The 25,774-nt window shown below is 51.9% G+C and carries 22 protein-coding genes; 16 read left to right on the top strand and 6 right to left on the bottom strand.

Going from position 1 to position 25,774, the window contains the following annotated elements; genetic code table 11:
- Positions 1 to 47 precede the first annotated feature (47 nt).
- From CBE73_RS22220 to CBE73_RS16425, 5 genes are all read left to right on the top strand, one after another.
- Entirely contained in the window at positions 48 to 284 is a 237-nt protein-coding gene (locus CBE73_RS22220; RefSeq protein ID WP_174704753.1) for a RidA family protein, read from the top strand.
- A gap of 754 nt (positions 285 to 1,038) precedes the next feature.
- The gene (locus CBE73_RS16410; protein ID WP_174704754.1) at positions 1,039 to 1,443 is read left to right on the top strand and encodes a YhfM domain-containing protein; all 405 of its coding nucleotides are present in this window, start codon (positions 1,039 to 1,041) and stop codon (positions 1,441 to 1,443) included.
- 296 nt (positions 1,444 to 1,739) lie between these two features.
- A complete protein-coding gene (locus CBE73_RS16415) occupies positions 1,740 to 2,147 on the top strand; it encodes a hypothetical protein (protein ID WP_094095141.1) in 408 nt (135 codons plus the stop codon).
- A 95-nt stretch (positions 2,148 to 2,242) separates the two neighbouring features.
- Positions 2,243 to 3,178 carry a glycosyltransferase family protein gene (locus CBE73_RS16420; RefSeq protein WP_094096361.1) on the top strand — a complete coding sequence of 312 codons (936 nt, stop codon included), beginning with the start codon at positions 2,243 to 2,245 and terminating at the stop codon, positions 3,176 to 3,178.
- A gap of 162 nt (positions 3,179 to 3,340) precedes the next feature.
- Positions 3,341 to 4,648 (top strand): nucleotide sugar dehydrogenase, encoded by a 1,308-nt coding sequence (locus tag CBE73_RS16425; RefSeq protein ID WP_094095142.1) that lies wholly within the window; start codon positions 3,341 to 3,343, stop codon positions 4,646 to 4,648.
- Between the two features lie 115 nt (positions 4,649 to 4,763).
- Here the strand turns inward: CBE73_RS16425 and CBE73_RS16430 are convergent, their stop codons facing one another.
- Positions 4,764 to 5,459, bottom strand: coding sequence for a GT-D fold domain-containing glycosyltransferase (locus CBE73_RS16430; RefSeq protein WP_229752581.1), 696 nt, complete (start codon positions 5,457 to 5,459; stop codon positions 4,764 to 4,766).
- A 145-nt stretch (positions 5,460 to 5,604) separates the two neighbouring features.
- Between CBE73_RS16430 and CBE73_RS16435 the strand changes: the two genes are divergently transcribed.
- The 3 genes from CBE73_RS16435 (at position 5,605) to CBE73_RS16445 (ending at position 8,618) form a co-directional block, all read left to right on the top strand.
- A complete protein-coding gene (locus CBE73_RS16435) occupies positions 5,605 to 6,684 on the top strand; it encodes a glycosyltransferase family 2 protein (protein WP_229752582.1) in 1,080 nt (359 codons plus the stop codon).
- A 235-nt stretch (positions 6,685 to 6,919) separates the two neighbouring features.
- The gene (locus tag CBE73_RS16440) at positions 6,920 to 7,609 is read left to right on the top strand and encodes a glycosyltransferase (RefSeq protein ID WP_094095145.1); all 690 of its coding nucleotides are present in this window, start codon (positions 6,920 to 6,922) and stop codon (positions 7,607 to 7,609) included.
- Between the two features lie 19 nt (positions 7,610 to 7,628).
- Positions 7,629 to 8,618, top strand: a complete 990-nt coding sequence (locus tag CBE73_RS16445) for a polysaccharide biosynthesis protein (RefSeq protein WP_094095146.1) — start codon at positions 7,629 to 7,631, stop codon at positions 8,616 to 8,618.
- Between the two features lie 111 nt (positions 8,619 to 8,729).
- On the opposite strand, the gene CBE73_RS16450 is transcribed toward CBE73_RS16445, so the two are convergent.
- A complete protein-coding gene (locus CBE73_RS16450; RefSeq protein ID WP_094095147.1) occupies positions 8,730 to 9,626 on the bottom strand; it encodes an SDR family oxidoreductase in 897 nt (298 codons plus the stop codon).
- A 410-nt stretch (positions 9,627 to 10,036) separates the two neighbouring features.
- Here CBE73_RS16450 and CBE73_RS16455 point away from each other — a divergent pair, with 410 nt between their 5' ends.
- The 7 genes from CBE73_RS16455 to CBE73_RS16485 all read left to right on the top strand — a co-directional run bounded on the left by CBE73_RS16455 (position 10,037) and on the right by CBE73_RS16485 (position 17,580).
- On the top strand, positions 10,037 to 10,594 hold the full coding sequence (locus CBE73_RS16455) for a Gx transporter family protein (protein ID WP_094095148.1): 558 nt from the start codon (positions 10,037 to 10,039) through the stop codon (positions 10,592 to 10,594).
- The gene (locus CBE73_RS16460) at positions 10,594 to 11,520 is read left to right on the top strand and encodes an energy-coupling factor transporter ATPase (protein WP_094095149.1); all 927 of its coding nucleotides are present in this window, start codon (positions 10,594 to 10,596) and stop codon (positions 11,518 to 11,520) included. The genes CBE73_RS16455 and CBE73_RS16460 overlap by 1 nt, the downstream gene beginning before the upstream one ends.
- Complete coding sequence (locus CBE73_RS16465; RefSeq protein WP_094095150.1) at positions 11,496 to 12,440, top strand: ATP-binding cassette domain-containing protein; 945 nt, start codon at positions 11,496 to 11,498, stop codon at positions 12,438 to 12,440. The genes CBE73_RS16460 and CBE73_RS16465 overlap by 25 nt, the downstream gene beginning before the upstream one ends.
- Positions 12,437 to 13,231, top strand: a complete 795-nt coding sequence (locus tag CBE73_RS16470; RefSeq protein WP_094095151.1) for an energy-coupling factor transporter transmembrane component T family protein — start codon at positions 12,437 to 12,439, stop codon at positions 13,229 to 13,231. The genes CBE73_RS16465 and CBE73_RS16470 overlap by 4 nt, the downstream gene beginning before the upstream one ends.
- Positions 13,232 to 13,347: 116 nt before the next feature.
- Entirely contained in the window at positions 13,348 to 15,324 is a 1,977-nt protein-coding gene (locus CBE73_RS16475; RefSeq protein ID WP_094095152.1) for a peptidase U32 family protein, read from the top strand.
- On the top strand, positions 15,321 to 16,703 hold the full coding sequence (locus CBE73_RS16480) for an aspartate aminotransferase family protein (protein ID WP_094095153.1): 1,383 nt from the start codon (positions 15,321 to 15,323) through the stop codon (positions 16,701 to 16,703). The genes CBE73_RS16475 and CBE73_RS16480 overlap by 4 nt, the downstream gene beginning before the upstream one ends.
- 4 nt (positions 16,704 to 16,707) lie before the next feature.
- A complete protein-coding gene (locus tag CBE73_RS16485) occupies positions 16,708 to 17,580 on the top strand; it encodes a 4-hydroxybenzoate octaprenyltransferase (protein WP_094095154.1) in 873 nt (290 codons plus the stop codon).
- 681 nt (positions 17,581 to 18,261) lie between these two features.
- Here the strand turns inward: CBE73_RS16485 and CBE73_RS16495 are convergent.
- From CBE73_RS16495 to CBE73_RS16510, 4 genes are all read right to left on the bottom strand, one after another.
- The gene (locus CBE73_RS16495; RefSeq protein ID WP_094095156.1) at positions 18,262 to 19,242 is read right to left on the bottom strand and encodes a polyprenyl synthetase family protein; all 981 of its coding nucleotides are present in this window, start codon (positions 19,240 to 19,242) and stop codon (positions 18,262 to 18,264) included.
- A 49-nt stretch (positions 19,243 to 19,291) separates the two neighbouring features.
- Positions 19,292 to 19,762 (bottom strand): hypothetical protein, encoded by a 471-nt coding sequence (locus CBE73_RS16500; protein WP_094095157.1) that lies wholly within the window; start codon positions 19,760 to 19,762, stop codon positions 19,292 to 19,294.
- 199 nt (positions 19,763 to 19,961) lie between these two features.
- Positions 19,962 to 21,920, bottom strand: a complete 1,959-nt coding sequence (locus tag CBE73_RS16505; RefSeq protein ID WP_094095158.1) for an FAD-dependent oxidoreductase — start codon at positions 21,918 to 21,920, stop codon at positions 19,962 to 19,964.
- Positions 21,921 to 22,167: 247 nt separating this feature from the next.
- Positions 22,168 to 23,844, bottom strand: a complete 1,677-nt coding sequence (locus CBE73_RS16510; protein WP_094095159.1) for a potassium/proton antiporter — start codon at positions 23,842 to 23,844, stop codon at positions 22,168 to 22,170.
- A gap of 287 nt (positions 23,845 to 24,131) precedes the next feature.
- Between CBE73_RS16510 and CBE73_RS16515 the strand changes: the two genes are divergently transcribed.
- On the top strand, positions 24,132 to 25,562 hold the full coding sequence (locus CBE73_RS16515) for an HD-GYP domain-containing protein (RefSeq protein ID WP_308420925.1): 1,431 nt from the start codon (positions 24,132 to 24,134) through the stop codon (positions 25,560 to 25,562).
- Positions 25,563 to 25,774: the final 212 nt, after the last annotated feature.

Below are 25,774 nucleotides of genomic sequence, written 5' to 3' on the forward strand. Positions count from 1 at the left end.
ATAAGAGCATATCGAGATCTACGCAAACATATAGAAAAAGTGAGAGATTGGATTTAGACTTTCACAAAGCTACCAGCCTGCCGGAAGCAAGTAATCCTGCAGCCAGTTACACTAATTTTGTAATTGTAAACGGGCTGATGTTTGTTTCCGGTAAGGGGCCTAGCGGCAGCCCGAAAGGGAAGCTCGGCAGTACATATACAACACAAGAAGGATATGAATTTGCAAGACAAACCGGAAACAAAGTCATAAATATAAAAGGGGAATTAATCATAGGCTGCTGTTGATATTACCCTTCAATTTGGAGGAATGACATGTATTTAAAATCAATTTTATCGTCTTTAGTTCTGTTGGTTGTGGGCAATCTATTGATTGCTTTAAGTTTAGCCAAGGGCGAGGATTGGGCAGCAACAATGATACCGACAGATTACGGGGTTTCAATTGCTTATAAGAGCGGGATCATTATGGCAGTGAAATTAACTTTGTTATTAACGGGAATCTATTTCTTGTTGGCTTCGTTAATATTATTTGTCATATCGACATTTTTTATGATTCGAAGGAACCAAAATAAATAGGATGCCCATTACAGTGGGTATTTACCAACATGTAAATAAAGGAGAAATATAACTCGATTAAATACGCCTCGATCGGAGCTGATAATTTGCTAATGTATATCATTCTTTCAATTGGATGTCTATTCTCATTAGCCGCGAACTTCAGGCATAAGAAAGAAGAATATTTGAATCACATTCTAATAACGATTATGGTGTATTGTTTCTTCTTTATAATCGTAAGAATCAATCAAACATTAATGCCTCCTCTTTACAGCACAACTCCAATAACCATCCTGGTGTTGATTTCCTTAATTACTTTATTAATCTATCAATTTAGACAATCGGATTTGAATCGGTAACATTGTGGAGGCAAAGGAAAAAGAAGGAGATCTTATCCTCACGCATCACGATGCCCGGGATTTTATTTATGGCATGAAAGAGGAGTGTGTCCGGAGGCTTAAAGAGTATGAAATCGCCCATTATTACGATGAAGCTGCTTCTTTTTATATTGTTAATTATGGTACCTGTACTGTGCGCAGGATGCTCTGACTTGAAAGTTGGCCACGGCTTGGAATCCATAGCCCTTGACTGTTTCGAAAGCCCAAGTCTGAGCAATAGTGACTGTAAGGATAAGTTTTATGATGATGATAAAACATTGAAGAAATTTAGAGAAGCGATCGAGAAGGCGAACAGGATTCCAGGTGCGCTAGATTATCAACCCGAGTATACGATGACCCTTACTTATAGAAATAGCAATCAAAGCGTCTTTTATTTCTCGCTGACCTCAAATCGTGATTATAACGGATTAGTAGTGGAGCAATCCAATTCGGAGAAAGGTTACTCGATCCCCAAGGATAAGGCGAATGAATTAAGGGATATTGTTTATAGGTAAACTTAACAACGATAAGACATTCCCTTAAGCCAGCATACTCCGTGCCCTCAAGCATTTCCCTCTATATAGATACAGTTAAAAATGAAGCCGTCCTGCCATTAACCTACCGGTATGTACGGCTTTTCCCTTTTTTACGCGCAAGAAGGCGATAACTTTTCCCTTTATTTTCCTGCTTTTGTTTCTCAACCCAACCATCAAACATAAAAAAATATGCAAGTATCTTAGTAGTTTTGTCCACTCCATCTACAAGAGTCATCAATATACTAACTTAGAAAATACTTGGAGGTGAATTATTAATGAGTACTTTTTTGGATGCTAGAAGTTCAATGAACTCCAACACTGTTGGAGCACCGGGAGTGGCTTTGACCTCTACGCCTACTTTATTTGGAATTATTGGCCTTCAAACACAAGGTGTAGCCAATCCGCTGGTTACGCTGACTGGTTCTGTTGGGATCAGCGGGGACTTCGGAGACACGTATACCGTTGAGATCGTTCGGGGTTCATCTATTGCAACAGGAACTGTTATCTATACGGCGTCGGGAGTAGTCACTGCTACCGCAACAACACAGGTAGTTTCTTTCACAGCCCAAGATCTTCTTGCTCCTGCGGCACTAGAAACTGTGTATACCGCGTTTGTCTCTGGAGTGACCACAGCAATCCGCAATGGCCCGGAAGTATTTATGGGTACTGCAACTGCACTGTAAAAGCAGCACAATCAGACAAGGGGCGGGAAGCAATTCCTGCCTCTTTTATATACAGAAGAACAGATGAAATGCAGGTGAACGGAGGCTGGGATCCATTGAGAAAGCTTAAACTACTGTTGATTACGCGGGACTTCAGCAGGCATATGGAGCGGAGCTTCCACTACTTTTATCAGGAGCTGTTGCCTTACGCAGATATTGCGCTTCATTTCGAGGACGGCGACATTTCGGTCATTCTCAAACAGCTGCCCTTTAAGCCGGACTTTATCCTCCTTAACGACTATCGCAATACCCATTGCCCGAGAATAGAAGGTCTTTCCCGTCTGTCCATCCCCTGGGGCATTATCATGCACGATCTCCACTTTGACGTAAAAGGGCGCAAAACTTTCATTCAGCAGAATCAAGTTCCTGTTATCTTCACGATGTATCGCAGTGCGTTTATCGACCGGTATCCTGAATTCGTTTCAAAAATGAGATGGCTGCCGCATTTCGCTCACGCTCCAGTCTTTCGGGATTACCATCAAGCCAAAAGCATTGACTTGCTGCTCATGGGATTCGTAGAGCGAAAATATTATCCGCTGCGCTATCAGATGCTTAACCATTTTCAAGGGCGCCCGGGTTTTGTGTATCACGAGCATCCCGGCTATTTGCAGTTCCCGGATCATACAGATGCCTGGATCGCTGAGAACTATGCCAAAGAAATTAATAGAAGCCGGATATTCCTTTCCTGCGACTCCATTCTTCATTATCCGCTGCGCAAATATTTTGAGGTGCTTGCCTGCAATACCCTGCTGCTTGCTCCTTGTAATGAGGATCTACTAGCCTTGGGTTTTGAACCGGGAAAACATTTCGTTGCCATAACGGAAGAAAATTTCCGCGAACAAGTCGATTTCTACAGTGCCAGGCGGAATCAGGCGATAGTAACGAAGATAGCGCGGCAAGGTTTTGAATTTGTTCATAAACGGCATACCTCCGCCATTCGTGCGGCTGAGTTTATACGAATGGTGCAATCGATTATCCATACAGGATCATAGAGCCTCCTTCTGGTTATCTATGCCATATCAGATCGTTTTTCTCTCTCCTGATAAGATCGTCCATACCATTTATGGTTTCTTTCATAAGTTATATAGAAGTTTTAAAGGCGTTCATACGAACCGAATCGCTTTACATGAGGGGGGACAGAAGTGGAGGGTCATATGAGAAGAATTGCCGTTGTGGGGCTTGGCTATGTGGGGCTGCCGCTGGCACTTGCCTTCAGCAAGCAGGGACATGAAGTGATCGGCATCGATCTGGATGACCAGAAGCTGCAAATGTTGAAAGAAGGAAGAAGTTATATTCGAGATATTCCCGATGAGCAAGTGAAAGAGTCCATGGAGAAGCAGGAATTTTCTGCAACCAGAGATATACGCCGTTTAAGAGAAGCGGATGTCATTATTATCTGTGTGCCGACCCCGTTAAATCTGGACGAGGAGCCGGATCTGACTTATTTGATGCAGGCGGCAGCCAATATCCGTGACCATCTTCGCCGGGGACAGATCATTGTTTTGGAGAGCTCAACCTATCCTGGAACGACCCGGGAGGTGTTGAAGCCGATGCTGGAGCAAAGCGGACTGATCGTGGGGAAGGATATTTTTCTGGGGTATTCTCCAGAGCGTGTAGACCCCGGCAATCGCAGCTATCCGCTTGAGGTTATTCCCAAGGTCGTCAGCGGGGTAACGGACCGGTGCGCCAGTGCTGTTGAGGACGTATATCGGACGGTGTTTCAAACGGTAGTAAGGATTTCATCCACCGATGCTGCAGAAATGACAAAGCTGCTTGAAAATACGTATCGATTCGTCAATATTTCCTTCATCAATGAAATGGCCCGGCTGTGCACTGGCATGGGCATAGATATTTGGGAAGTCATCGAAGCAGCCCGTTCGAAGCCGTTTGGCTTCTCGGCCTTTTACCCAAGTCCGGGAGCGGGCGGGCACTGTATTCCTGTCGATCCGTTATATTTGCAATGGCGGTCCAAACAATTTGGAATCTCCAGTTCTTTTATTGCCGTTTCGAGAGAAATCAACCATTCCATGCCCGTTTATATCATCCAGCAGATCAAGGATGCCTTGTCTCTTGGAGCTTTGTCAGGGGTGAAGATTCTGATTGTCGGGGTTACATTCAAGCCGAATATCGATGATATCCGGGAATCCAGCTCCATCGAAATGATCAAACGGCTTCAGCAGGAAGGCGCAATCGTTTCTTACTATGATCCCTATGTGCATGAAATAACGGTGCAAGGGCAGAAGCTGACCGGTGTCCGGATGAATGAGGACGAAAGCAGCCGGTACGATTATGATTGTGCAATTATTGCGGTGAACCATGATGGTCTTCCACTGAAGCAGATTATGGATCAAGTTCCGCTTGTTTATGATACCCGGAATGCCTTGAAAGGCATAAGCGGAGCAGCTAAGGTTATACGCCTTGGAGGGGGAGTTCAGGATTCGGAGGAAGATTCCAGTTTGTAATTAACAGGCTGGAATCCGGGTGAACAAGAAATGAAAGCCACCGGCCGGCAGCCGGTGGCTTATGACTATAAAGGATCAATGGTCCGATTTGTATAGGGCCGATCGAATCTTCCGCTTAGAACTTCTCCTTTAACAGGAGGTTCCTTCCTTTTCCAAAGTCAATGCCCACCTTGCCGGTCAGATCCCGAACCATTTGCGCCAGAATGACGGCATTAACGCCGCAGGAGATCAGGGCGATGTCGAAATGATCCGGATGAGCGGTTAACCATTTCCGGACCGACTCCATATCCTTGTAGTGGGAAAAGGGCAGCGCCTGAACGACGTTGCACATGTAAGGCTTTGGCCCCAAAACCCTGCGGAACTCCTGGGCTTTGGAAGTGATAACGAGCACTCTCTTTTTGCTGAGCATGCTCCAGAATCCGGGGTATATGGCTAGCTTTCGGTTGAGCCCTGCATGGCAAGTATAGCGGGGGTGAATGTTGTAATATTTAAACACTTTGTCGGTCAATTCGCGTTTTAAATGCTCCCCCGCTTTAATCGTTTGGTCTCCTGGGGGGAGAATGCCGACGATGTCGGCCTTTTTCAATACAGCTACCATTTCATCCCTCAAGGCGATATTAGGCAGGTTCACCCCTTTCAACCCCATATTTGCTTTCTTTGCCCATTTTTCGCGAAGCACCTGTTCCATTGTCCAAACGGAATCCTGAGCCAAAATCAAATTTTCGCCGTCCCCGATCCTGACGAAAGACAAAGGCTGTTTATGATCCAGTGCCGTCCGGATCTGTTCGAGTAGACCGTTAAAGTTGAGCATACCAGGGATCATTCCTCCTAAACCGTAATTATGAATATATTTTATGCTTCAGGAAGCAGAGCGATTGGACGGCCTTAGGCGTAAGACATGAAATGAAAGAGCCGGGATGGACCTGGCCCTGAACACCAATTAAGGGGGAGTTCCATTGATAACGGTCAGTTTGTGTATGATCGTCAAAGACGAAGAGAAGGTGATCGGCCGCTGTCTGGCATCCGTGCGTGATTTGGTTGATGAAATCATCATTGTGGACACCGGTTCGTCAGACCGTACGAAGGATATTGCTGCCGGTTATACGGACCGCGTATTGGATTGGGAATGGACGGATGATTTTGCGGCCGCACGCAACTATTCATTTGACCAGGCCACGATGGACTATATCATGTGGCTTGACGCCGACGATGTGCTCTACGAGAAAGACCGCGTCAAGTTCGCCGAGTTGAAGCAGTCGTTGTCCTGGGAGCCGGATGCGATCATCTTTAATTATGACCTGGCATTTGATCCGAATGGAAATACGATCGCCAGCTCGCGCCGGTACCGGTTGGTCAAAAGGAGCCAGGGTTACCGCTGGTTTAACCCGGTGCATGAATATTTGAACGTGACGGAAGGTAAAGTGCTGGACACGGACATCGCGGTCTCCCATCACCGTGCGGGCGATCATACGGCGAGAAATATGGCGATTTTCCAAAAATGGATCGAAAACGGCGGTAAGCTGGAAGGCCGCACTTTATTTTTCTACGCGAATGAACTGCTCGATCAGAAGCGTTACCAGGAAGCTGCGGCCTGTTATGAAACGTATTTCGGGGAGCCGATCGGTTATCGGGAGGACCGGATTGCCGCATGTGCAAAGCTTGCTGAATGCTATCATCATCTTGGCCGGAAGGATAAGCAGCTGGATACGCTGTTTAAATCGTTTCATTATGATGTCCCGCATGCTGACATTTGCTGCGCCGTCGCAGGATGTTTTGAAGGGAGAGAGGAATGGGGACTTGCGGTCTACTGGTATAACCGGGCGCTGGAGTCCCTGCTGCCGGAAGGTTATATGGGTGTGGTGAGTGCCGCCTACCAGACGTGGGTGCCCCATGTCCAGCTTTGTTTCTGTTATGCAAGGCTCGGACATCTCCAGTTGGCGCTGGAGCATAATAATCTGGCCCTCTCCTATTTGCCGGGTGAAGTTAACCTGCTGGAGAACAAAAAGCGGCTGGAGCAGGCCCTGGGACTTCTATAGCTGATCCGTAAGGCTTCTATTAAGCCCCCTAAGAACAATCCCGACTTTGATTCAGGCCGGGATTGTTTTTATTTAAGAGATACTAGCACATGAATCCAATTTTATAGAAGCTGTATAAATGACCGGTTCGATACGGGAATCTCGTCATATTTTATAGTAAGAAATTTAGACCTTGATTAAGAGACAGGGATCATAGGTTTTAGACAAGACAGATCCTTCATCAGGGAGGGAGAACATGGATAGAAAGGTTATCATCGAAATCAACTTTAACAACTATGGGATGGATCCGCATCGTTTAGAACGAGGCTGGATTGAACATCGGCTAGGGATTTTTCGGAAATTTACACTTCGCAGTCTTCAGGCACAGACGAATCAGGATTTCCTGGTGGTGGTGAGGATAGCGAAAGAATCTAAGGATCTCATCCGGGAGATTCTGGCTAAACAGAGTCCTTTCCCGTCCCATATTCGATTTGGAACTATTGCTGAATCTGACAAGGCTATTCTTGCTTTTGCGAAAGGACACAAACAGCTTTATATAGCCCGGCTTGACTCGGATGATCTTTACCACCGGACGTACGTACAGCAGCTGTATCAGGTGCAGCCTAAACCGGACACGCTTGTCTTAATCAATCAAAATGGCTATCTGTGGGATAGCGATTATAACGAGATGGCCCCGATCTTTTATCGTTCGCCGCAATTTTATGTGTTCCTGTATAAAACTGACGAGTATGCCGCAGGATACCGCATCAAACCGATTGGCGGCAAAGGGCACGGCTATGTGATTAACCTGCCTCACGAGTTCTTGCTTCCGCGCAATTTTGTAAATGTCGTGCATTCCAGTAATACATCCATTAAAAAAGTTCCTAGAAATAATCAGTTGAGTACAAATGAGGTGGCCAAGGTACTGCGTGAATTCATGATCTGAATAAGGAGAAGATGGCGGTATGTTTAAGGGACAAAAGATTTTAATTACCGGGGGGACCGGTTCGTGGGGGCAGAAGCTCACGGAGGTGCTGCTGGAGCAGGAACCTTCCGAAATCCGGATTCTGTCACGGAATGAATATGCCCAGATTAATATGCAGAGGGATTTTAATTACGACCCGCGTCTTCGCTTTGTGATCGGCGATATCCGGGATTACCTGGCCGTTGAAGAAGCGAGCAGGGGTGTGAATGTGATTTTTCATTTGGCTGCGCTGAAGCATGTGCCCGTCTGCGAGGTTCAACCGGAAGAAGCGTTTAAGACAAACGTTCTGGGAACCGAAAATATTATCCGTGCGGCGATCAGCAATCAGGTGCTTAAAGTGATCGATGTCTCCACGGACAAAGCCGTTGATCCTATTAATGTATACGGGATGACCAAAGCGCTGGGTGAAAAAATGATGATCCGCGCCAATGATCTTAGCGAGCATACACGTTTTGTCTGTATTCGCGGAGGTAATGTGCTGGGCACAAGCGGCAGCGTGGTTCCGCTGTTCCTGCGTCAGATTAAAGAAGGGAAGAAGCTGACCATTACCGATAAGGATATGACGCGTTTCTTCTTAACCCGTGAAGAAGCACTGCGCCTGCTGCTAAAGGCCGCAGAGGCGTCGGCGGGCGGGGAAACCTTTGTGATGAAGATGAAAGCGTGCAAAATCATAGATCTGGCCGAGGTAATGTTGAAGCAGGCAGGACGGGATCCCCGCGATTATAAGCTGACCGGGATTCGGGCCGGGGAGAAGCTGCATGAAGTCCTCATCTCCCCTTTTGAATCGCCGCGCACCTACGAGTACAATGAACAATATTATGTGATTTTGCCGCAGGAAGCAGACCCGCTTCTAGCTGGCCGTTATAGTCATTTGACTCCCGTCAGTTTTTCCCAATACCGATCAGACCAAAAGCTGCTGGATCAGCAGGAAATTGCCGAGTTCCTGCAAGCAGGAGGGTTTATCTCTTAATTAGCATCTTATTAAATGAAGAGTGAATAATGAAGAGTAAGCAATAAAGAGCGAGCAGCACAAACCCCTCCTCCACCAGAAAGAGGGGTTTGTCTATTTGTAGAGAAATCTTTACGGCGTCGGTGTTCCGCCATTGGCGTTCAGCGTTTCGCCGGTTACATAACTCGATTCCGGACTGGCCAGAAATACGTAAGCCGGCGCCATCTCGGCAGGCTGGCCGGGACGGCCAAGCGGTGTTTGGCTGCCAAACTGCTTCAGCACCTCTTTCGGCTGGCCGCCAGTGATCTGCAGCGGAGTCCAAACAGGGCCCGGAGCCACAGCGTTGACCCGGATGCCTTTGCTGGCCACCTGTTGGGCCAGAGCTTTGGTGAACGTATTGATCGCCGCTTTAGTGGTCGCATAATCCAGAAGAATCGGTGACGGTTTGTAAGCCTGGATGGAGGTCGTATTGATAATACTGCTTCCCGGCTTCATATGTTCCAGGGCTGCTTTGCAGATCCAGAACAGGGAATAGACGTTGGTCTTGAACGTCTCATCGAACTGTTCATCGGTCAGATCAGCGATATCCTTCACGAACTGCTGCTTGCCTGCCACATTCGCCAGAATGTCCAGACCTCCCAACTCTTGAACGGCTGTAGAGACGAGCTTCTCACAGTAAGCCTTGTCCTTCAGATCTCCCGGTAAAGCAACTGCTTTACGTCCGGCTTCCTTTATGATTGCTACCACCTGCTTGGCATCCGCTTCTTCTTCCGGCAAATAGGAGAGGAGAACGTCGGCGCCTTCGCGGGCAAAAGCAATGGCTACTGCGCGTCCGATTCCGCTGTCCGCCCCGGTTACAATCGCTTTACGTCCGGCGAGCCGGCTTGTCCCACGGTAGCTTGCCTCACCGCAATCCGGGACAGGAGTCATTTCCGCCTGCAGTCCAGGCGCCTTCTGCTGCTGTTCAAATTCAGGTCCGGCTTTCGGATACTGCGTTGTCGGGTCTTGCAGAGTATATGGATCAGCCATGATGTTTCCTCCTTTAATAATTGGATGTTGAGCTGCAACCTCAGTTATAGAGTCTTAACTTTAATTTGCTTGCGCAAACCCACAAGTATGTAACCGTGAAGCCGTGCATTTAAACATAAGGCAGATAAAACCGAATAACCGCTAGATAACTGAAGCCTATAGATACCTGGTAGATAAAATATAAATAAAAAAGCGGCAGCCACTCCGGCTGTTTGTTCCAGCTTGCTGTGTATTCTTTCACTGAAAGGGACCGGGCAACGGCTATATAATAGAATTCGCTCAAGTCGCTTAAGATTCAGGCAATTAAAAAGTAAGAAATTTCTTTGTGAAATGTGATCTATTTAACAGTTCAAGTGAAAAAAATCACAAATAATAGAGCTATAGATTTTCATGAGAGAGGAGTGACGGTGATGCCGTCATTACAGCATGAAGAAACCGGTTTGGTGCTCAGGAGAACGGTGATTATCGCGATTTTTGCCGCGGTGGCCGTTGTGCTCAGCTTGCTTGAGACGCTGGTTCCGATCAATGTTTCGGTTCCAGGGGCCAAACTGGGGCTGGCCAATATTATGGTGTTGACTTGTCTTTATTTTATGAGGGGCAGAGATGCCTTTGTTGTGGTGGTGCTGAAAACTCTGCTTACTTCGTTTATTTTTGGTACGTTCTCGAGCTTCTTGTTCAGCTTTCTCGGTGCGCTGTTCAGCTTTGGCGTGATGTGGACTCTGCTTAAGATCGGAAGAGGCAAGCTTAGCCTGATCGGCATCAGCGTGGCGGGAGGAATCGCCCATAACTTCGGGCAGCTGGCGGCGGCAGCCATCGTGATTCACTCCTCTGTAGTGTTCTATTACCTGCCGATGCTGGTCCTGCTTGGACTCGGCACGGGCATCGTGGTGGGAATTGCAGTTAGGGTGCTGGTACCGGCGCTGGCTAAGCTGTCGTTATTTGAAGGTTTTCTGGGAGTGGATGCGTGATGGAGACCGGCCATATAAGGAAGGAAAGCAATCAAAGTCATGAAAGTGAAAGCTGGAAGGAAACGGACTATCGTATACCCGAGTTTTCATCCGAGCCTGTTCTACGGTTTGAGAACTTAACTTTCGCTTATGGAAAAAGAAAAGAACCTGCCGTTCTGCAAAATGCCTCCGCCAGCATACTAGCGGGCAGCTGGATCAGCCTGGTCGGCCCGAACGGCTGCGGCAAATCGACTCTGGCCAAACTGCTGGGCGGCCTTCTGAGGCCGCAAGCCGGACGGATCTGGATCGAAGGGGAGGAATTGACGCCTCTATCGGCCTACCGGCTGCGGCGCAAAATCGGCATGGTGTTCCAGAATCCGGAGAACCAGTTCATCGGGGCTACGGTCGAGGAGGACATCGCCTTCGGGCTGGAAGGCCAATGCCTGCCGCGTTGTGAAATGCGCAGCCGGGTGAACAGCTACGCCCGGAAGCTGGGGATAGAGCAGCTGCTGCACAAACATCCGGGCGAGCTGTCCGGCGGGCAGAAGCAGCGCGTGGCGGTCGCTTCGGTGCTGGCTATGCAGCCGAAGGTGGTTATTTTTGACGAAGCCTCCTCCATGCTGGATGAGAAATCGCGCCGCGAGCTGCTTGAGGTGCTGAAAGAGTTAAAGGAAACCGGCGGTTACACACTGATCTCCATCACGCATGATGCGGATGAGGTGCTGCAGAGCGATCGGGTGCTGGTGCTTGAAGAGGGCGGAATCCGTGAGGATTTGCGGCCTGAGGAGCTTTTTGCGAGAAAAGACCTGCTTGCGTCCTGCCGGCTGTCGCTTCCGTTCCGGATACAGATGCAGCAGGCGCTTGGCGATTATGGAATCCGGCTTTCGGGCAGCATGAAGGGCGGATCGCTGGAGGAGATCCTATGCCCGTTATTTTCGAGAACGTAAGTTACGCTTATGACGACAGGACTTTGTTCCGGCAGCAGGCGCTTTCCAGCGTGAGCCTTCGGATTAAGGACGGCAGTTTCACGGCGGTCGCGGGTCCGACGGGCTGCGGCAAATCGACGCTGCTGCAAATGTTTGGCGGGCTGCTGGAGCCGTCCGAAGGCAAGGTCACGGTGTTTGACAACGTGCTCCAGGCTGGAGTGAAAACGCCGAAGCTAAAGGAAATGCGGCGCCGGGTCGGGCTGGTCTTCCAGTTCCCCGAGCATCAGCTGTTTGAGGAAACGGTGGAAAAAGATTTGTGCTTCGCCCCCTTAAACTTCGGGCTGCCGATAGAAGAAGCCAAACGGCGAGCCGCTGCGGCGCTGCGGCAGATCGGGCTTCCGGAAGAGCTGCTTGCTTGGAGCCCCTTTGAATTAAGCGGCGGCCAGATGCGCAAAGCGGCTATCGCTTCCGTGCTGGTGATGGACCCTGACATCCTGGTCTTGGATGAACCGGGGGCTTCGCTCGACCCGTCTAGCCGGGCGGAGCTGATAGAGCTGCTGCTCCGGCTCTGCCGGGAGCAGGGCAAAACGGTGGTTATGGTCACCCACCGTATGGATGAACTGCTGCCTTATGCAGACCGCTGGATTCTGATGAAGGAAGGCAGCAGTTTGTTTCAGGGCACGGCGGCAGAAATGGTGCGTAAGCTGCCGGTGCTGGAGGCAGAGGGTTTGGAACTGCCAGAGTGCATGCATTGGTGGCATCGGCTGGATGAGCATTTTGATCTGAGAAACGAACAGCCGGTCTTTACGGCTGCTGCGCTGGCCGAGCTGACGGCAAGACTGCTGAAGCCTGATGGGCAGAAGCAGGAGAAGGCGGATGTAGAGACGGCCAAATGTGGTAATCCAATTCCGATAGAGATTTCGGGAGGTGCAGGAGGATGAGAAGCAAGCTGCTGATCGGCCGGACGATAGATACGGGATCTTGGATTCACGGTCTGGACCCGCGGGCCAAGCTGACCGCGATGCTGGTCTATACCGCTGCGATCATCGCGCTTCGCTCCTGGGCAGCGCTGCTGCTGGCCGCCTTGTTCTCCTTGATCCTTATGGCGGCTACACGTATCCCTTATAAATATTACGCCAAGGCGGCCAAACCGCTGAGGCTGCTGATGGTGTTTATTTTCATTCTGCAGGTATTGACCGTCACGCAGGGCGAGGTGCTGCTGCAGACCGGACTATTTTCGGTGTCCGGAGGAGGGCTCAGCGCGGGCGGTCTGGCGGTGCTGCGAATGGCGTTGTTTATTTCCTTCACCGCACTGCTCACCTTCACTACGACGCCGGGCAGGCTTAACCAGGGACTGGACGGCATGCTTAAGCCGTTCGTCCGGCTGAAGCTTCCGGTCCGGCGGCTGACGCTGATGGCGGGCCTTGCGCTGCGCTTCATTCCGGCCATTCTGGAGGAAAGCCAGAGGATCCTGAAAGCCCAGGCGGCCCGGGGAGCGGATCTAAGGGAGCTGCCGCTGCGCGAGAAGGCGAAAATGCTGATTTCGCTGCTTGTTCCCATAACCGTAGGAGCCTTTAGACGGGCGGAGGAGCTGGTCATTTCCATGGAGGCACGCGGATTCGTTCTGGATGCGCCAAGGACGGAGTATTATGAGCCTTCATGGGGCGTCAGGGAAAGCGGGTTTGTGGCGCTGCACATTCTGCTGCTGATGGTTGTGCTGCTGCTTCCATAACTAGCGAGAGCGTAGACATGGCCGTACTTGCGGCTGCTGCTGTTGTCCGATTATTTTTTTGGGAGAAAGAGAAACAAGAAGATGACATGAGAACATGAGATATGGGGGAGATCGGAATGGCAAGATTATTTAACGGCAGGGAAGTGGAGCTTCTGGCTCCGGCAGGGACCTTTGAAATATTCAAGCAGATTATCCAGGAAGGCTGCGACGCCGTCTATTTCGGCGGACCTTCATTAAATATGCGGCTGATGAGGAAGGGCTACAATTTCACGCTGGAGGAAATGGCGGAAGCCATTCAAATTGCCCATTCTCTAGGCAAAAAAGTCTACGTCACCGTCAATAACATGCTAAACGAACAGGAAATGCAGGAGACCGCCGATTACCTGAAGTATTTGGACGAAATCGGACCCGATGCCTTGATCGTGCAGGATTTTGCCGTGTTGTCCCTGATCCGCAAGCTGGGTCTCAAGCTGAAAGTCCACTCCTCGGTGATGATGAACGCCCACAATATCGAAATGGTGCTTGCCCTGAAAGAGCTGGGCGTAACACGTGTGGTGACCTCCCGCGAAATGGACCTGCATACGACCCGGGAGCTGTTGCTGGCTACGGATATGGAGCTTGAATATTTCATCCACGGCGATATGTGCAGCGTGCATGGGGCGAACTGCTATTTCAGCTCCGCCGTCTTCGGCAACAGCTCCAACCGGGGACGCTGCCTGAAGCCGTGCCGGTGGGAGTACCGCGTGAAAAAGGACGGCAACGTGTATCCAACCGAATACCCGCTGGCGGCCAAAGATATGTTTATGTACGAGCATATTCCCGAATTGATACAGGGCGGAATCACCTCCTTCAAAATCGAAGGCCGGATGCGGGACGCCGAATTTGTGCAAATGCTCGTCCGCAGCTACAGCGATGCGATCGACCGCTATCTCGACGATCCTGTCGGATTCGAGCGCAGCGTAGAGACGCCGTCCTTGTTCGAGCACCGCAAACGGGACTTCTCTACGGCTTATGCCTTCGGGCGCCCGGGTCTGGATTTTATCAACCGGCGGTATGAGGGAACCGGGAAATTTTACAGCACGGGCAAAGTATTTAGCACGCCAACAGCCGAACGCGAGCTGGAGGAGGAGCGGATCGGCCAGATTCGCAGCCGTCTGGCGGAGGAGAAACGGGAGATAACGGGCGCCTTGCGCGGCGAATTGTCCGTGCACGTGAACAACATGGAGCAGGCTAAAGCCGCCTTTGCTGCCGGTGCTAATCATGTCTATCTGTCGGGCGATGTGTTTGAGCCTGACCGTCCTTTTACGAAAGCCCAGATCAAGGAACTGGGAGCGCTGAAAGGCGCAGCCAAGCTGTACCTGGGTCTGCCCCGCATGATGCGGGAGCTGCATTTTGCCCAATATGATGCGCTGCTGAGAGGGGAACGGCTGCCGATCGACGGCATCCTGGTGACGAATATCGGGGCTATCCGCCGCTTCGCTTCCGCCGGGTATCCAATGATCGGGGATTACAACCTCAACATTCTGAATCAGACGTCCGGCGACTTTTACCGGGACAGAGGGCTGGAGCGCTTCACCCTGTCCATGGAAGCCCCGCTTGAGGAGCTGGCCGAGCTGCTGCGCAGCAGCCAGGGCCCGATCGAGGCCATTGTGCACGGTTCTCCGGCGCTGATGTACATGGAACATGATCTGTATGAAAATGCCGAGGTCTTCCAGCCGATGGCTCAGGAAGATAATGAATACGTGCCAAACGATGTGCTTGTGCTGATGACGGATAAAGGGGAAAATCCCGTATATCGCGACGCCCACGGCCGCTGTCATCTGATGATGGCGAAGGAGCTGTGCCTGCTACCGGCCGTGAAAGAGCTGTTGGAAGCCGGGTTAACCCACTTCCGGATTGAAGGGGCAGCCTACCGCAATATCGGACATTTGTCCAAGGTCGTTGCTGCTTACCGGCGTGCGCTGGATCGTCCGGATACCGCCGGCGAGGAGTTTGCGGCGCTTAAGCCGATCTATGCGGGTTATACCGCGGGAGCGCTGCATTTTAACGGTACGACCAGAGGAGCAGAAGCAAGAACGGAGGTGCTGGCATGACTGCATTTATTGGACCTGAAGCGATCGTTAAGAAGAGACAGGAGTATTTCTATCCCTGCACCAGTTATTTCTACCGCAAGCCGCCGCAGCTGGTCAGAGGTTCGATGCAGTATTTGTACGGCCATGACGGCGTTCGTTATACGGATTTCTACGCAGGGGTTTCGGTCGCGTCCTGCGGCCACTGCAACCCTTACGTGGCGGCCAAAACGGCGGCTCAGCTGCGCGAGCTGCAGCATACGTGCACGATTTATTTGACCGAGCAAAATGTTGAGCTCGCCGAGCGGCTGGCGGCCGTCCTGCCGGGGGACATCAGCCGCAGCTTTTTCTGCAACAGCGGCTCGGAGGCCAACGAAGGAGCGCTGCTGCTGGCCCGGATGCACACGGGCCGCCGCAAGTTCATTGCGCTCGAGAACGGCCTGCACGGCCGGACGTACCTGACGATGAGCGTAACGGGTCTGGCCATGTGGCGGACGGATCCGGAGCTGGCGAAGGATCAGGATGTGGCTTTTATCCCGCGCCCGTTTGAGCAGGGCGGGGACAACGAGGCAGCGGCGCGGCGTTCGCTGGCGGCGCTGGAGGCGCTGCTCGCGGAGCGGGGCAGCGAGTTCGCCGCCATGATCGCGGAGCCGATCCAGGGCAACGGCGGCATCGTGGTGCCGCCGGCGTGGTATTTCCCCGAGGTGAAACGTCTGCTCGGGCAGCACGGCGTGCTGCTGATCGCGGACGAAATCCAGACGGGGTTCGGCCGGACCGGCCGCATGTTTGCGATGGACCGCTGGAATGTCACCGCCGACATTGTTACGGTCGCCAAAGGGCTGGGCAGCGGCATTCCGGTCGCGGCATTCTGCACGACCAACGAAATCGCGGCCAGCCTGAACCGTCCGTCCGCTTCGACGTTCGGCGGCAACCCCGTGTCGTCGGCGACCGCCATCGCGGTGCTGGACTTTATCGAAGGCCACCGGCTGGTACAGCGTTCGGAGGAGCTTGGCGCACAGCTGCGCGAAGGACTCGAACGCCTGGCCGCCGAGTTTCCGGAGATCATAACGGATGTCCGGGGCGAAGGCCTGATGATGGGGCTTGGCATCTCCGAAGACCGGCCGGAGCTGGGAGCCCGGCTGACCGACGATCTGCTGGAGGGCATGAAGAACCAAGGTTATCTGATCGGCAAAAACGGCGTCGGCCGCAACGTGCTGGCCTTCCAGCCGCCGCTCGTCATATCGGCGGCGGACATTGCGGGCATGCTGACCGCGCTGGCCTCGGAGCTTGCCGCTCTCGAGGAGCAAGGAGAGGGATCGGGGGCGAAGGAAGCGGCTGCCGGCGGCGAATCATCCGGGCCATCCCCTACCTCTGCAGCTCCAGCCAATCCAGAAGGGCGGTGAACACATGTCGACCTTGTCGCTTGTCTACCGCAAGGCAAAGCTGTTCGGCGAGCTGGTCATGTTTTCCCATACCTTGTTCTCCCTGCCGTTTGCGGTGATCTCCATGGTATGGGCGGCCCACGGCATCCCGTCCGGGCGGACGATGTTATGGGGGCTCATTGCACTGGTGGCGGCCCGGAACGGGGCCAACGCCTTTAACCGGGTCGCCGATCAAACCTTCGACGCCATGAACCCGCGCACCGCCGAACGTCATATGCCGCGCAAGCAGCTGCGCTCGAAGGAAGTGCTGATATTTGTAGCCGTCAATTACGCGATATTTATCGGCGCATCCGCCATGCTGAACACGCTTTGCCTGGCGCTTTCGCCCGTGGCCATCTTTCTGATTTCGTCATATTCCTATACGAAACGGTTTACGTATCTCAGCCATCTGTACCTGGGTTTTGTCATTGCCTCTGCGCCAATCGGCGCCTGGTTCGCCGTTACCGGACATTTTGCGTTCACGCCGTTTGTGCTCGGCACCGTGGTCATGCTTTGGATCGCAGGTTTTGACGTCATCTACGGCACCCAGGACATCGAATTTGACCGTTCGATCGGCTTGTGGTCGATTCCGAGCTATTTCGGACTGCACAACGCGCTTTGGATCGCCAAAGGCATGCATGCCATCATGGTGTTCCTGCTGCTGTTCCTTTATGTCTGGCAAGGACTGGGCTGGCTTTACCTGATCGGCATCGCAATCGCCGTGCTCCTGCTCCTGACGGAGCATAACCTGATCAAACCAACCAATCCGAAGCTGATGAAAATCGCCTCCTACAACCTGAACCAGGTCATCAGCATGACGATTCTGGCTTTCACCCTGGCAGATTATTTTGTTTCATAAAGCTGGATAAGAAACAAGAAAGAAGAGTGCGGCACCTGCTGCACTCTTTCTTTTGGGCAAAATCCGGGTAGGATTCAGGCAGTCCTTTTGCGGAGCCGCAACGTCATTTTGATTACAGCTAATTCAATGAAGTAGATCAGCATAACATTTAGCAAATACCGAGGCAGATTAAATAAGACGTGCTGAGTGAATACAGGCCATGTAAACAGCTCGTATTTGTGCAGCGGCAGACTTCCTCCGTAATAATTTAAAAACCAAAGGGGGAAGCCCAGCCTATAATGCCCCTGGTCAATTCGTTCATAGGGAATCCATAAAGACAATAAAGGTACCAGTAAACTGACTGCCGGGAGGATGAATCTCGCGGACCGGGTTGTCATAATTGGATGGTTCACTCCCAATTTCATGATTGTTGAAGTTCCGTTCAACAGGGTGACAACGTGTTAAGTTCATATATAACCTAAAATATAATAAATGGCTAGATATATCCTACGAACAGTGACGGAGTGATGGGCCTGCCTATACCTACACCTAAAAAACAAAGCCGAAGTCCCGCAACCGCGGAAACTTCGGCTATAGTCTGGTGCCGGGAGGTGAGCCATAGCGGCCCCGTCCCCGATCCTGCTGCCTGCTGCCGAGCCTGATTTAACCCCGGACACGGACAGCCGCATTAACCCTGGCCGCCTACCGGCTCCGGCAGCCAAAATAATCGAGCAGCGTGAACAGGTCCCGCTGCGCCTCAAAGCTCTCCAGCCCGGCGGCAATCTGCCGGGCTTCCTCGAGCAGCCGAACGCTGTACGCTTCGGCTCGCTCCAGACTGCCGCTGCTCTTGATCGCAGCGATCACGCCTTCGACTTCGCTCTGCGGCGTCGAAGGCCCGATCCGCCGGATGCGCGGCGCAAGCTCCGCATCCTCCAGCGCAAACAGCACCGGCAGCGTGACCTGGCCGCTGTGCAGGTCGCTGCCCGCCGGTTTGCCGAGCTGCTCCTTGGTGCCCGTGAAGTCCAGCAGGTCGTCACGGATCTGGAACGACAGGCCGAGCTTGTCGCCAAATTCATATAGCTTGCCGGCGACAGCTTCGTCCGCTCCGGCCGCCTGTGCCCCGATACGCAGGCAGGCCGCCATGAGCAGGGAGGTTTTATTGCGCGACTTCTCCAGATATTGCTCGAGTGTCAGGTCATAGTCATAAGCATGCTTCAGCTGCTGATATTCACCGAGGCAAAGCTTGCTGGTCGCCACCGAAGAGAGGTCGAACGCATAACGTTTGCGGTCGGCCGAATATTCGGCAATCAGCTCGACCACCCGGGCAGACATGTAGCTGCCGATATGCACGGCCGGATAAATGCCGGTCTGGGTATGGGTGGCCGGACGCCCGCGGCGGAGAGGGGAATCGTCGAGCATATCGTCATGAATCAGCGAAGCCGCATGGATGAACTCGGCCGCCGCGGCCAGCCGCCAGATTTTCTTCTTGTCGGGAGACGGTCCGAAACGGCTTCCGACAATGACCATCAGCGGACGGAGCCGTTTGCCGCCTGAAACGATCAGCGACGTGATGGCTTCGGCTACTACGGAGGAGCGGCTGACGTCGGGATCATGCTTCACGATATTAACAATCTCGCGGTCGACGGATGGCAGGTGGATCTGAAGGGCTTCATTGAGCTTCATAACGTTCCTCTCCTTTCAAGATTGCGAGAACGCCACTGCATAGCTTCTGCTACATGGCTTCCGCAGCCAGCGGCTGGGCTGCTTCCTGCAGTGTTTTGCTTTCAGTACGGACAAAACGGGACAAGCCTTGAACCAGCAGTTCATCTTGTGGCCGCCCCTCGGCCCGGCCGATCTGCACCTTTTTGATAGCTGGAGCCAGCAGGGCCACCAAATCATACTCCTCCCATTTCAGCGCCAAATCCAGATACAAGCTGTATAAATAATCGCCGTCCAGCAGGTTACGGGCGAGCCGGTTTTCTGCATTCTCGCATTGCTCGTGGTATTGCATGGCCAGCGCCACAGCCAAATAAAGGGCGAGAATCCGTGCCGAGCGAAGGGGGGGCAGCGGGCTGGCCTCCAGAATCCGGGCAGCATCACTTAGCAGCAGTGAGACCTCCGAGGCCTCTGGGGCAATGCCGGATTCCGGCGCCAACTGGGTTTGCAGGAGCCTTGAGGCGTCCGGGATAAGACTGTTATTCATCGTTAGTCGCTCCTTTCCTTCGCGGGGCACGGGCCTTCTGTACCCGAACCTATTACATCGTTTCCATCTATTTTATATTACGCAAATCAAGATCACCGTGTTTCAGGATCCTTCAAAATCGCATTGTCCGAAAAATAGAAAGAGCCATGCGGAGTTCCGCACGGCTCCGGCTTTTTCCTACTGATTGGCAGCCTGCCTTTTATTTCGATTGTCCTGCTGAAGCGGATTTGCTTCCGGATGCCGGCAGAGCAGGTTTATGCAAAGCGCCAAGCTCCGGACTTTCTTCGGTATAGAGATACCATTTCCGGACAAGCGGAATGCCTTTCCAGTGTTTCTTCAGCCAAGGCAGTACATAGTAATCCAGGCCAAACACGCTGCCGGACCCGCCGATCAGGGCAATGCCTGCCGCCAGGTACCACAGCATTTCTGTCGAAGCCATGCTGGAGGACCAGATCATGACGCCTAGCCCGACAGTAGCAATAGAACTGATAGCGGTGAACAGACCAACAATCAGCAGAACGCCGATAGCAAGCTCCGCGAGCACCATGCAGAATTGGAACACGCTGGCGAGAGGGGTAAAGCTGCCGTCCGCATGGTAGAAGAAGATATCCATAAATCCGTTCACCATACTGGTGATAAAATGCGGAACCGGCATCGCTTCCACCGCTTCTTTGGCGCTGCCTACAGCCGATGCGGCGCTTTGCGCGTCTACGGTTGTAGATACGGCACCGGCGGCTTCGCTCGCCGCGGAAGTAGCGTCGGCCGCTTTGGAGGAAGCAGGAATCAGGAAAATGGAATTCGGATGATTCCAAACCTTAGGAAGCTTATCCAAACCTTCCGATAACCATTTATAGCCGACGAACAAGCGCAGCGGGAGCAGCCAGAAGTTCGGGGAGCGTTTCGAGAAATGCCCGCCCACAAAACTTCTGCGGTTGTTGACATGGAAGAACTCATGCATCATATACGTCCAAACCTTGTTGAAGCCGGCTACGGTGAAGAGATAATACAGGTTGATCATATGCTTGAAGAACATGGCCAGGAAGCCGCTGACCTGGAACATTTTGTTCGGCATCCCTACATTGGCTACGCCGTAACGGCTGCCAATGCTGACCATCGTGCCGTGGAAGCCCGGTTTATAGGACTTTTTCGGTTTGCCTGTGATTTCGGCGTGAATATTATGGGCAATGACCGGCCCGGCCTGCTCGGCATTTTCAACCATTTGCGGCACAGGACGGGTTTCACCTTCCGGAATGAAAAAGATATTATCACCGACGATATAAACGTTATCATGATCAACGCTTTGCAGCTTGTCGTTGGTCACGATCCGTTTGCGGCCCTGCTGCTGCACATCCAAAGTGCCGACCAGATCGGAGCCTTCGACGCCGGCGGTCCAGACGATCGTGTCCGCTTCCAGCTCTTGTTCGCCCAGCACAACGCTGCCTTGGTTTACGCCGGTAATTTTGGCGCTGGTAATGATCTCGACGCCGCGTTTCTCCAGATAACGGGCCGATTTCTCAATCAGCTTATCCGGCAGAATCGGCAGAATTTTTGGCGCCATATCGGCAACCACCAAACGGACGTCCGCCCGGTCGAAGTTGTATTCCCGGCAAAGCTCGTCGCGGTATTCGGACAGCTCTCCGATCAGCTCAATGCCTGTGAAGCCGGCGCCTACGACAACAAAGCTAAGCATTTTGCGGCGTTTATCTGCGTCGGTTTCCTTGGAAGCCAGGCCAAACATCGTGCGGACCTGCTCCTTGAGGCGGACGGCGTCTTCGTAAGACCACAGCGTCAAAGCATTTTCCTCTGCGCCTGGAATACCAAAGAAGGTCGGCTTGCAGCCGGTGCCGATAACGAGATAATCGTAATCGTAGGTGACTTCGGCAGAGCACAATTGATTGGCCTTAAAGTCGATGGAGTCGATACTATCAAGTACGACATCCACATTGCGGCCTTCAAACATTTTTTTCAGTTCGATTCGGATGGCATCTTCTGGTGTACGGTTTGCGGCAACCTCGTGCAGCTCGGTAAGAAGCGTGTGATAGGGGTTGCGGTCAATCAGCTGAATTTGTACGTCGCTGTTTTTCTTGAACTTTTTGGCCAGGTGCTTGCCGGTCACGACACCGCCGTAGCCGCCGCCAAGAATTACGATTTTCTTCATTATACTCACCTTTTCTATTTGAGCTGGTTTCTTCAATCCATCCGTCTTCCTTGAAGGTAACGGCTGCCGGAAGCGGCACTATAATCCGGTATTCTGATGGAAAAAGGTGCAGCCTTTTCTACTTGTTCGATGGAATCTTAGCATATCAAATTGCAATAAATATGTGAAATTAATCACATGTATTGTGATAAATAAAACCCTGCCCGTTACGGACAAGGCTTTGACGAAACGCTGGTCCGGCAGTTTATCATTTCCGAAACTCACCGTCCCCGCGTACTTTCCGGACCTCCGCATGATTCGGGTTACCCGCACTTTCTAGATCACCTGTACTTTCCAGGTTCCCCGCGCGCTCCGTATTCTCCGGACTCCCTGGAGTCTCTATCCCGGCCTGCGTCAACTCCACGTTTGCTTTGACCGCTTTAGGTGCCGGTTCGGGAATAAGTTCCGGTTCCGGGGAGACAGAGCTGAGAGCGGTGTCCTGGAAGCTGAAGACGCTTTTGATGCTTGCTCGCTCGGCTTTAGGGCCTAAAATATACAGCGTATCGCCTTCCTTTATCATCGTATCTCCCAAAGGGGTAACGATTTGTTCACCGCGAATGATGGCGGTGACGAGGACATTTTCGGGCAGTTCGAGTTGACTGATCCGCCGGCCGACTGCTCTCATCCCGGCGTGAATATGAATATGGTTGATCTCGGAGCGGGTTTTCCCCAAGGAGACCAGTTCAAGCAGGGAGTGCCCGCTGCTTCTGCTTTCTTCGGAGAGCTTAAGCCTGCGGGCCAGCGGAGAAATGGTAGGGCCCTGGATGGCTGCCGAAGTCAGGATAACGAAGAAGACAACGTTAAAGAACAGCTGGCCGTGCTCTAGGCCGGCGAGCAGCGGATAGGTCGCCAGCACGATCGGCACGGCGCCCCTTAGTCCGGCCCAGGACAGCAGCAGCTGTTCCTTGAACTTGAATTTAGAGAACAGGAGGGCGGCCAGCACACCTGCGGGTCTGGCTACCAGCATCAGAAGCAGGGATAAGGCAAGCCCAGGCCAAATAATGCCCAGCAGATCTTCGGGGAAGACCAGAAGACCGAGCAGAGTGAACATTGTGATCTGCATAATCCAGGCAAACCCTTTGTTGAACTGCAGGATGGATTGGCGGTAGGTCAAATCGCTGTTCCCCAACACGAGGGCCATTACATATACGGCCAGCAGACCGCTTCCATGCGCAGCGGAAGTCAGGCCATAAGTGAGAACTGCAAAAGCGATAGCCATGACCGGATAAAGCCCGGAGGAGTCAAAGTTAATCAGGTTGATGCTTTTGACGGCCAGCCAGCCGATTGCAAGCCCCGCGGCCAGCCCGATTCCCATTTCCATCGCAAAGGAAAGCAGCATCCGCCAGATTTCCTGGTCGGGATGCTGAATCCAACTGATCAAAGTGACAGTCAGAAAAACAGCCATCGGATCGTTGCTCCCGGACTCCGCTTCCAGCGTCGACGTAATCCGTTCTTTGATGTTTCGCCCGCTCAGCACAGAGAAGACTGCAGCGGCATCGGTAGAGCCGACGATGGCGCCGAACAGAAGTCCCTCGCTTAAGGATACGTTCAGTATATAGTGAGCGGCGAGCCCGATGAGTACGGTGGTGACCACAACACCGATCGTAGCGAGCGAAAGCGCCGAGCCGATAACAGGTCTGATGGTGAAAAATTTGGTCTGCATGCCCCCGTCCAGCAGAATGACAACCAGGGCCAGGGTGCCGACAAGCTGGGTGAGAAACGGATTGTCGAAATAGACAAAGCGGCTGAGGACCATACCCGCTGCAATGAAAAAGACCAGGGCCGGGAGTCCGAATTTGCTGGAGAATTTGGTCGCCAGCACCCCGACGAGCAGGAGGATCGCGAGTAAAATAACGATTTGTTCAGTTAATACGGTTAATTCCATAGAAAGCAGCCCCTTATTTTATGCCTTACTATCTCAATCTCTATATGTAATTAGACGAAACAGGAGAGGGGCGAAACAAGTGATCTGGATCATAAAGGGATATGGAAGGTTTTTCCTCTAAAAAGAAAGGGCTTTTTTGTCAATAAAATCTCGCCCTAAACCGATAATAATTAAAGTATTAACTTCATTATTACTAGATTGCGGAAAGAGGGAACGCTCCTTTGGAAGTCTACCGGAAATTTACGCCAAGCCTCTTTTTAACCCATCTTATAGGATCATTCCTAGTTGTGTTCAGCCTGGGGGGCATTCTTATTTTCAGCAGTCTGCATCTTCCGCGTATTCAGGTCGTACGGCTGTCTTTGGTTTCTTTCGTATCCGTGATCATTATGATTATTATGGATGTTTTGGTATTTAGAAAAGATTTAAAGCCGGTCCGCACCCTGTTTAAGCAGGAGTCTCTTTCCTGGCCGGATTTCCATGAAATCTACTTGCACATACACCGTCTTCCGTACCTGAACGTAAAACGGATTGCGGGTCCCCGTATAGCAGGTTTGATTATCCCGTTTATGGCTTTGACGCTGTGGATGATCCATAATAAGCTGCTTGATCTTCCGGTTTGTTATCTTGTAATTGGTGCAATTTGTGCTTTGTTCCTGGCTTTCCTGCAAGCGTTGATTGAATATTATTTGATTTCCTGGTCCTGCAGGCAGCTGATCATGGAAATGCTGGAGATCAGCCAGCGTAAGTACGGACGGCGTATTTCACTGGAAGGACAAGTGATGATGTCCATCCGCTACAAGTTCCAGCTTGGGGCTTTTATGATCGGCGTATTTCCGCTGCTGCTCTATGGCATTGTCATCCAAATTAAGTTCGGCGGCTGGGAAAAGGCCGCCAGCCTGTATTGGGAGCTGGCGGCCATGATCTTGGCCGCGGGACTGGCTTTCTCCTATGTCGGTTCCCGTCTGCTTGCCAGAGAGATGGAGCGGCCGATTATGCATCTGTATAAGATGATGGCCAAGGTGAAGTCCGGAGATATGAATATTCAGGCGAAAGATCTGTATGCGGATGAATTCGCCAAGCTGATTTCGGGTTTCAATCATATGCTTGAGGGGATTAAAGTTCAAAATTCCCGCAACGACCAGCTGATCGAAAGTTATTTCTCTACACTCGCTGCAGCACTCGATGCGCGGGATCCCTATACAGCCGGCCATTCTCAGAGGGTGGCCGAATACGCAATGCACATCGGCATGCTGGCGAAGCTCCCCGAACAGACAATGGACGAGCTCCGCAAATCGGCGCTGCTGCATGACATCGGCAAGATCGGCACGCGCGACGCCGTGCTGCTTAAGGATGGAGTTCTGACAGAAGAGGAGTTCCATCAGATTCAGCAGCACCCGGTGCAGGGAGAAATGATTTTGCAGCGGATCGAGCCTGTTGATGCTATGGCTCCGATCCTGCCGGGCGTAAGGTCCCACCATGAACGGTATGACGGGCTTGGGTATCCGGATCATTTGAAAGGAAATGAGATCCCCCTGTTCGGCCGGATTATTGCCGTAGCCGATGCCTTTGACGCGATGACCTCCGACCGTCCTTACCGTAAAGGAATGGATACGGATACGGCGATCAGTATTTTGGATAAAGGCCGGGGGACGCAGTGGGATCCCTATTTTGCAGGCCTGTTCGTAGATGATTACAGACAGAAGAAGAGAAGCTATTAAATCGAGAGGGATACCCTACACCTTGTTCCAGGTGGCACTTCTAAAGCCGCAGAGCATTTTTCAGACAGTCCATTCATTGGACTGCCGAAAGCTCTGCGGCTTTTTGGGTCATCACAAAAGCAGGAAATTGGAATCAGGTTCAGGACAAAAGCTGCAGGTTAATATAGAAATATAGAGGCCAGGCAACTGAAATTTGGCTTTATCAGCAAAGG

The sequence above is a fragment of the Paenibacillus physcomitrellae genome (assembly GCF_002240225.1).
Taxonomy (GTDB): Bacteria; Bacillota; Bacilli; order Paenibacillales; family Paenibacillaceae; genus Fontibacillus; species Fontibacillus physcomitrellae.

Excerpts from the sequence above, each read along its gene's own strand:
- CBE73_RS16440 (WP_094095145.1), top strand. The coding sequence starts at position 6,920 with ATGGATAGAAAGGTTATCATCGAAATCAACTTTAACAACTATGGGATG.
- CBE73_RS16450 (WP_094095147.1), bottom strand. The coding sequence starts at position 9,626 with ATGGCTGATCCATATACTCTGCAAGACCCGACAACGCAGTATCCGAAA.
- CBE73_RS16410 (WP_174704754.1), top strand. The coding sequence starts at position 1,039 with ATGAAGCTGCTTCTTTTTATATTGTTAATTATGGTACCTGTACTGTGC.
- CBE73_RS16415 (WP_094095141.1), top strand. The coding sequence starts at position 1,740 with ATGAGTACTTTTTTGGATGCTAGAAGTTCAATGAACTCCAACACTGTT.
- CBE73_RS16505 (WP_094095158.1), bottom strand. The coding sequence starts at position 21,920 with ATGAAGAAAATCGTAATTCTTGGCGGCGGCTACGGCGGTGTCGTGACC.
- CBE73_RS16445 (WP_094095146.1), top strand. The coding sequence starts at position 7,629 with ATGTTTAAGGGACAAAAGATTTTAATTACCGGGGGGACCGGTTCGTGG.
- CBE73_RS16455 (WP_094095148.1), top strand. The coding sequence starts at position 10,037 with ATGCCGTCATTACAGCATGAAGAAACCGGTTTGGTGCTCAGGAGAACG.
- CBE73_RS16485 (WP_094095154.1), top strand. The coding sequence starts at position 16,708 with ATGTCGACCTTGTCGCTTGTCTACCGCAAGGCAAAGCTGTTCGGCGAG.
- CBE73_RS16480 (WP_094095153.1), top strand. The coding sequence starts at position 15,321 with ATGACTGCATTTATTGGACCTGAAGCGATCGTTAAGAAGAGACAGGAG.
- CBE73_RS16470 (WP_094095151.1), top strand. The coding sequence starts at position 12,437 with ATGAGAAGCAAGCTGCTGATCGGCCGGACGATAGATACGGGATCTTGG.
- CBE73_RS16475 (WP_094095152.1), top strand. The coding sequence starts at position 13,348 with ATGGCAAGATTATTTAACGGCAGGGAAGTGGAGCTTCTGGCTCCGGCA.
- CBE73_RS16495 (WP_094095156.1), bottom strand. The coding sequence starts at position 19,242 with ATGAAGCTCAATGAAGCCCTTCAGATCCACCTGCCATCCGTCGACCGC.
- CBE73_RS16460 (WP_094095149.1), top strand. The coding sequence starts at position 10,594 with ATGGAGACCGGCCATATAAGGAAGGAAAGCAATCAAAGTCATGAAAGT.
- CBE73_RS16430 (WP_229752581.1), bottom strand. The coding sequence starts at position 5,459 with ATGCTCAACTTTAACGGTCTACTCGAACAGATCCGGACGGCACTGGAT.
- CBE73_RS16425 (WP_094095142.1), top strand. The coding sequence starts at position 3,341 with ATGAGAAGAATTGCCGTTGTGGGGCTTGGCTATGTGGGGCTGCCGCTG.
- CBE73_RS16500 (WP_094095157.1), bottom strand. The coding sequence starts at position 19,762 with ATGAATAACAGTCTTATCCCGGACGCCTCAAGGCTCCTGCAAACCCAG.
- CBE73_RS16465 (WP_094095150.1), top strand. The coding sequence starts at position 11,496 with ATGCCCGTTATTTTCGAGAACGTAAGTTACGCTTATGACGACAGGACT.
- CBE73_RS16510 (WP_094095159.1), bottom strand. The coding sequence starts at position 23,844 with ATGGAATTAACCGTATTAACTGAACAAATCGTTATTTTACTCGCGATC.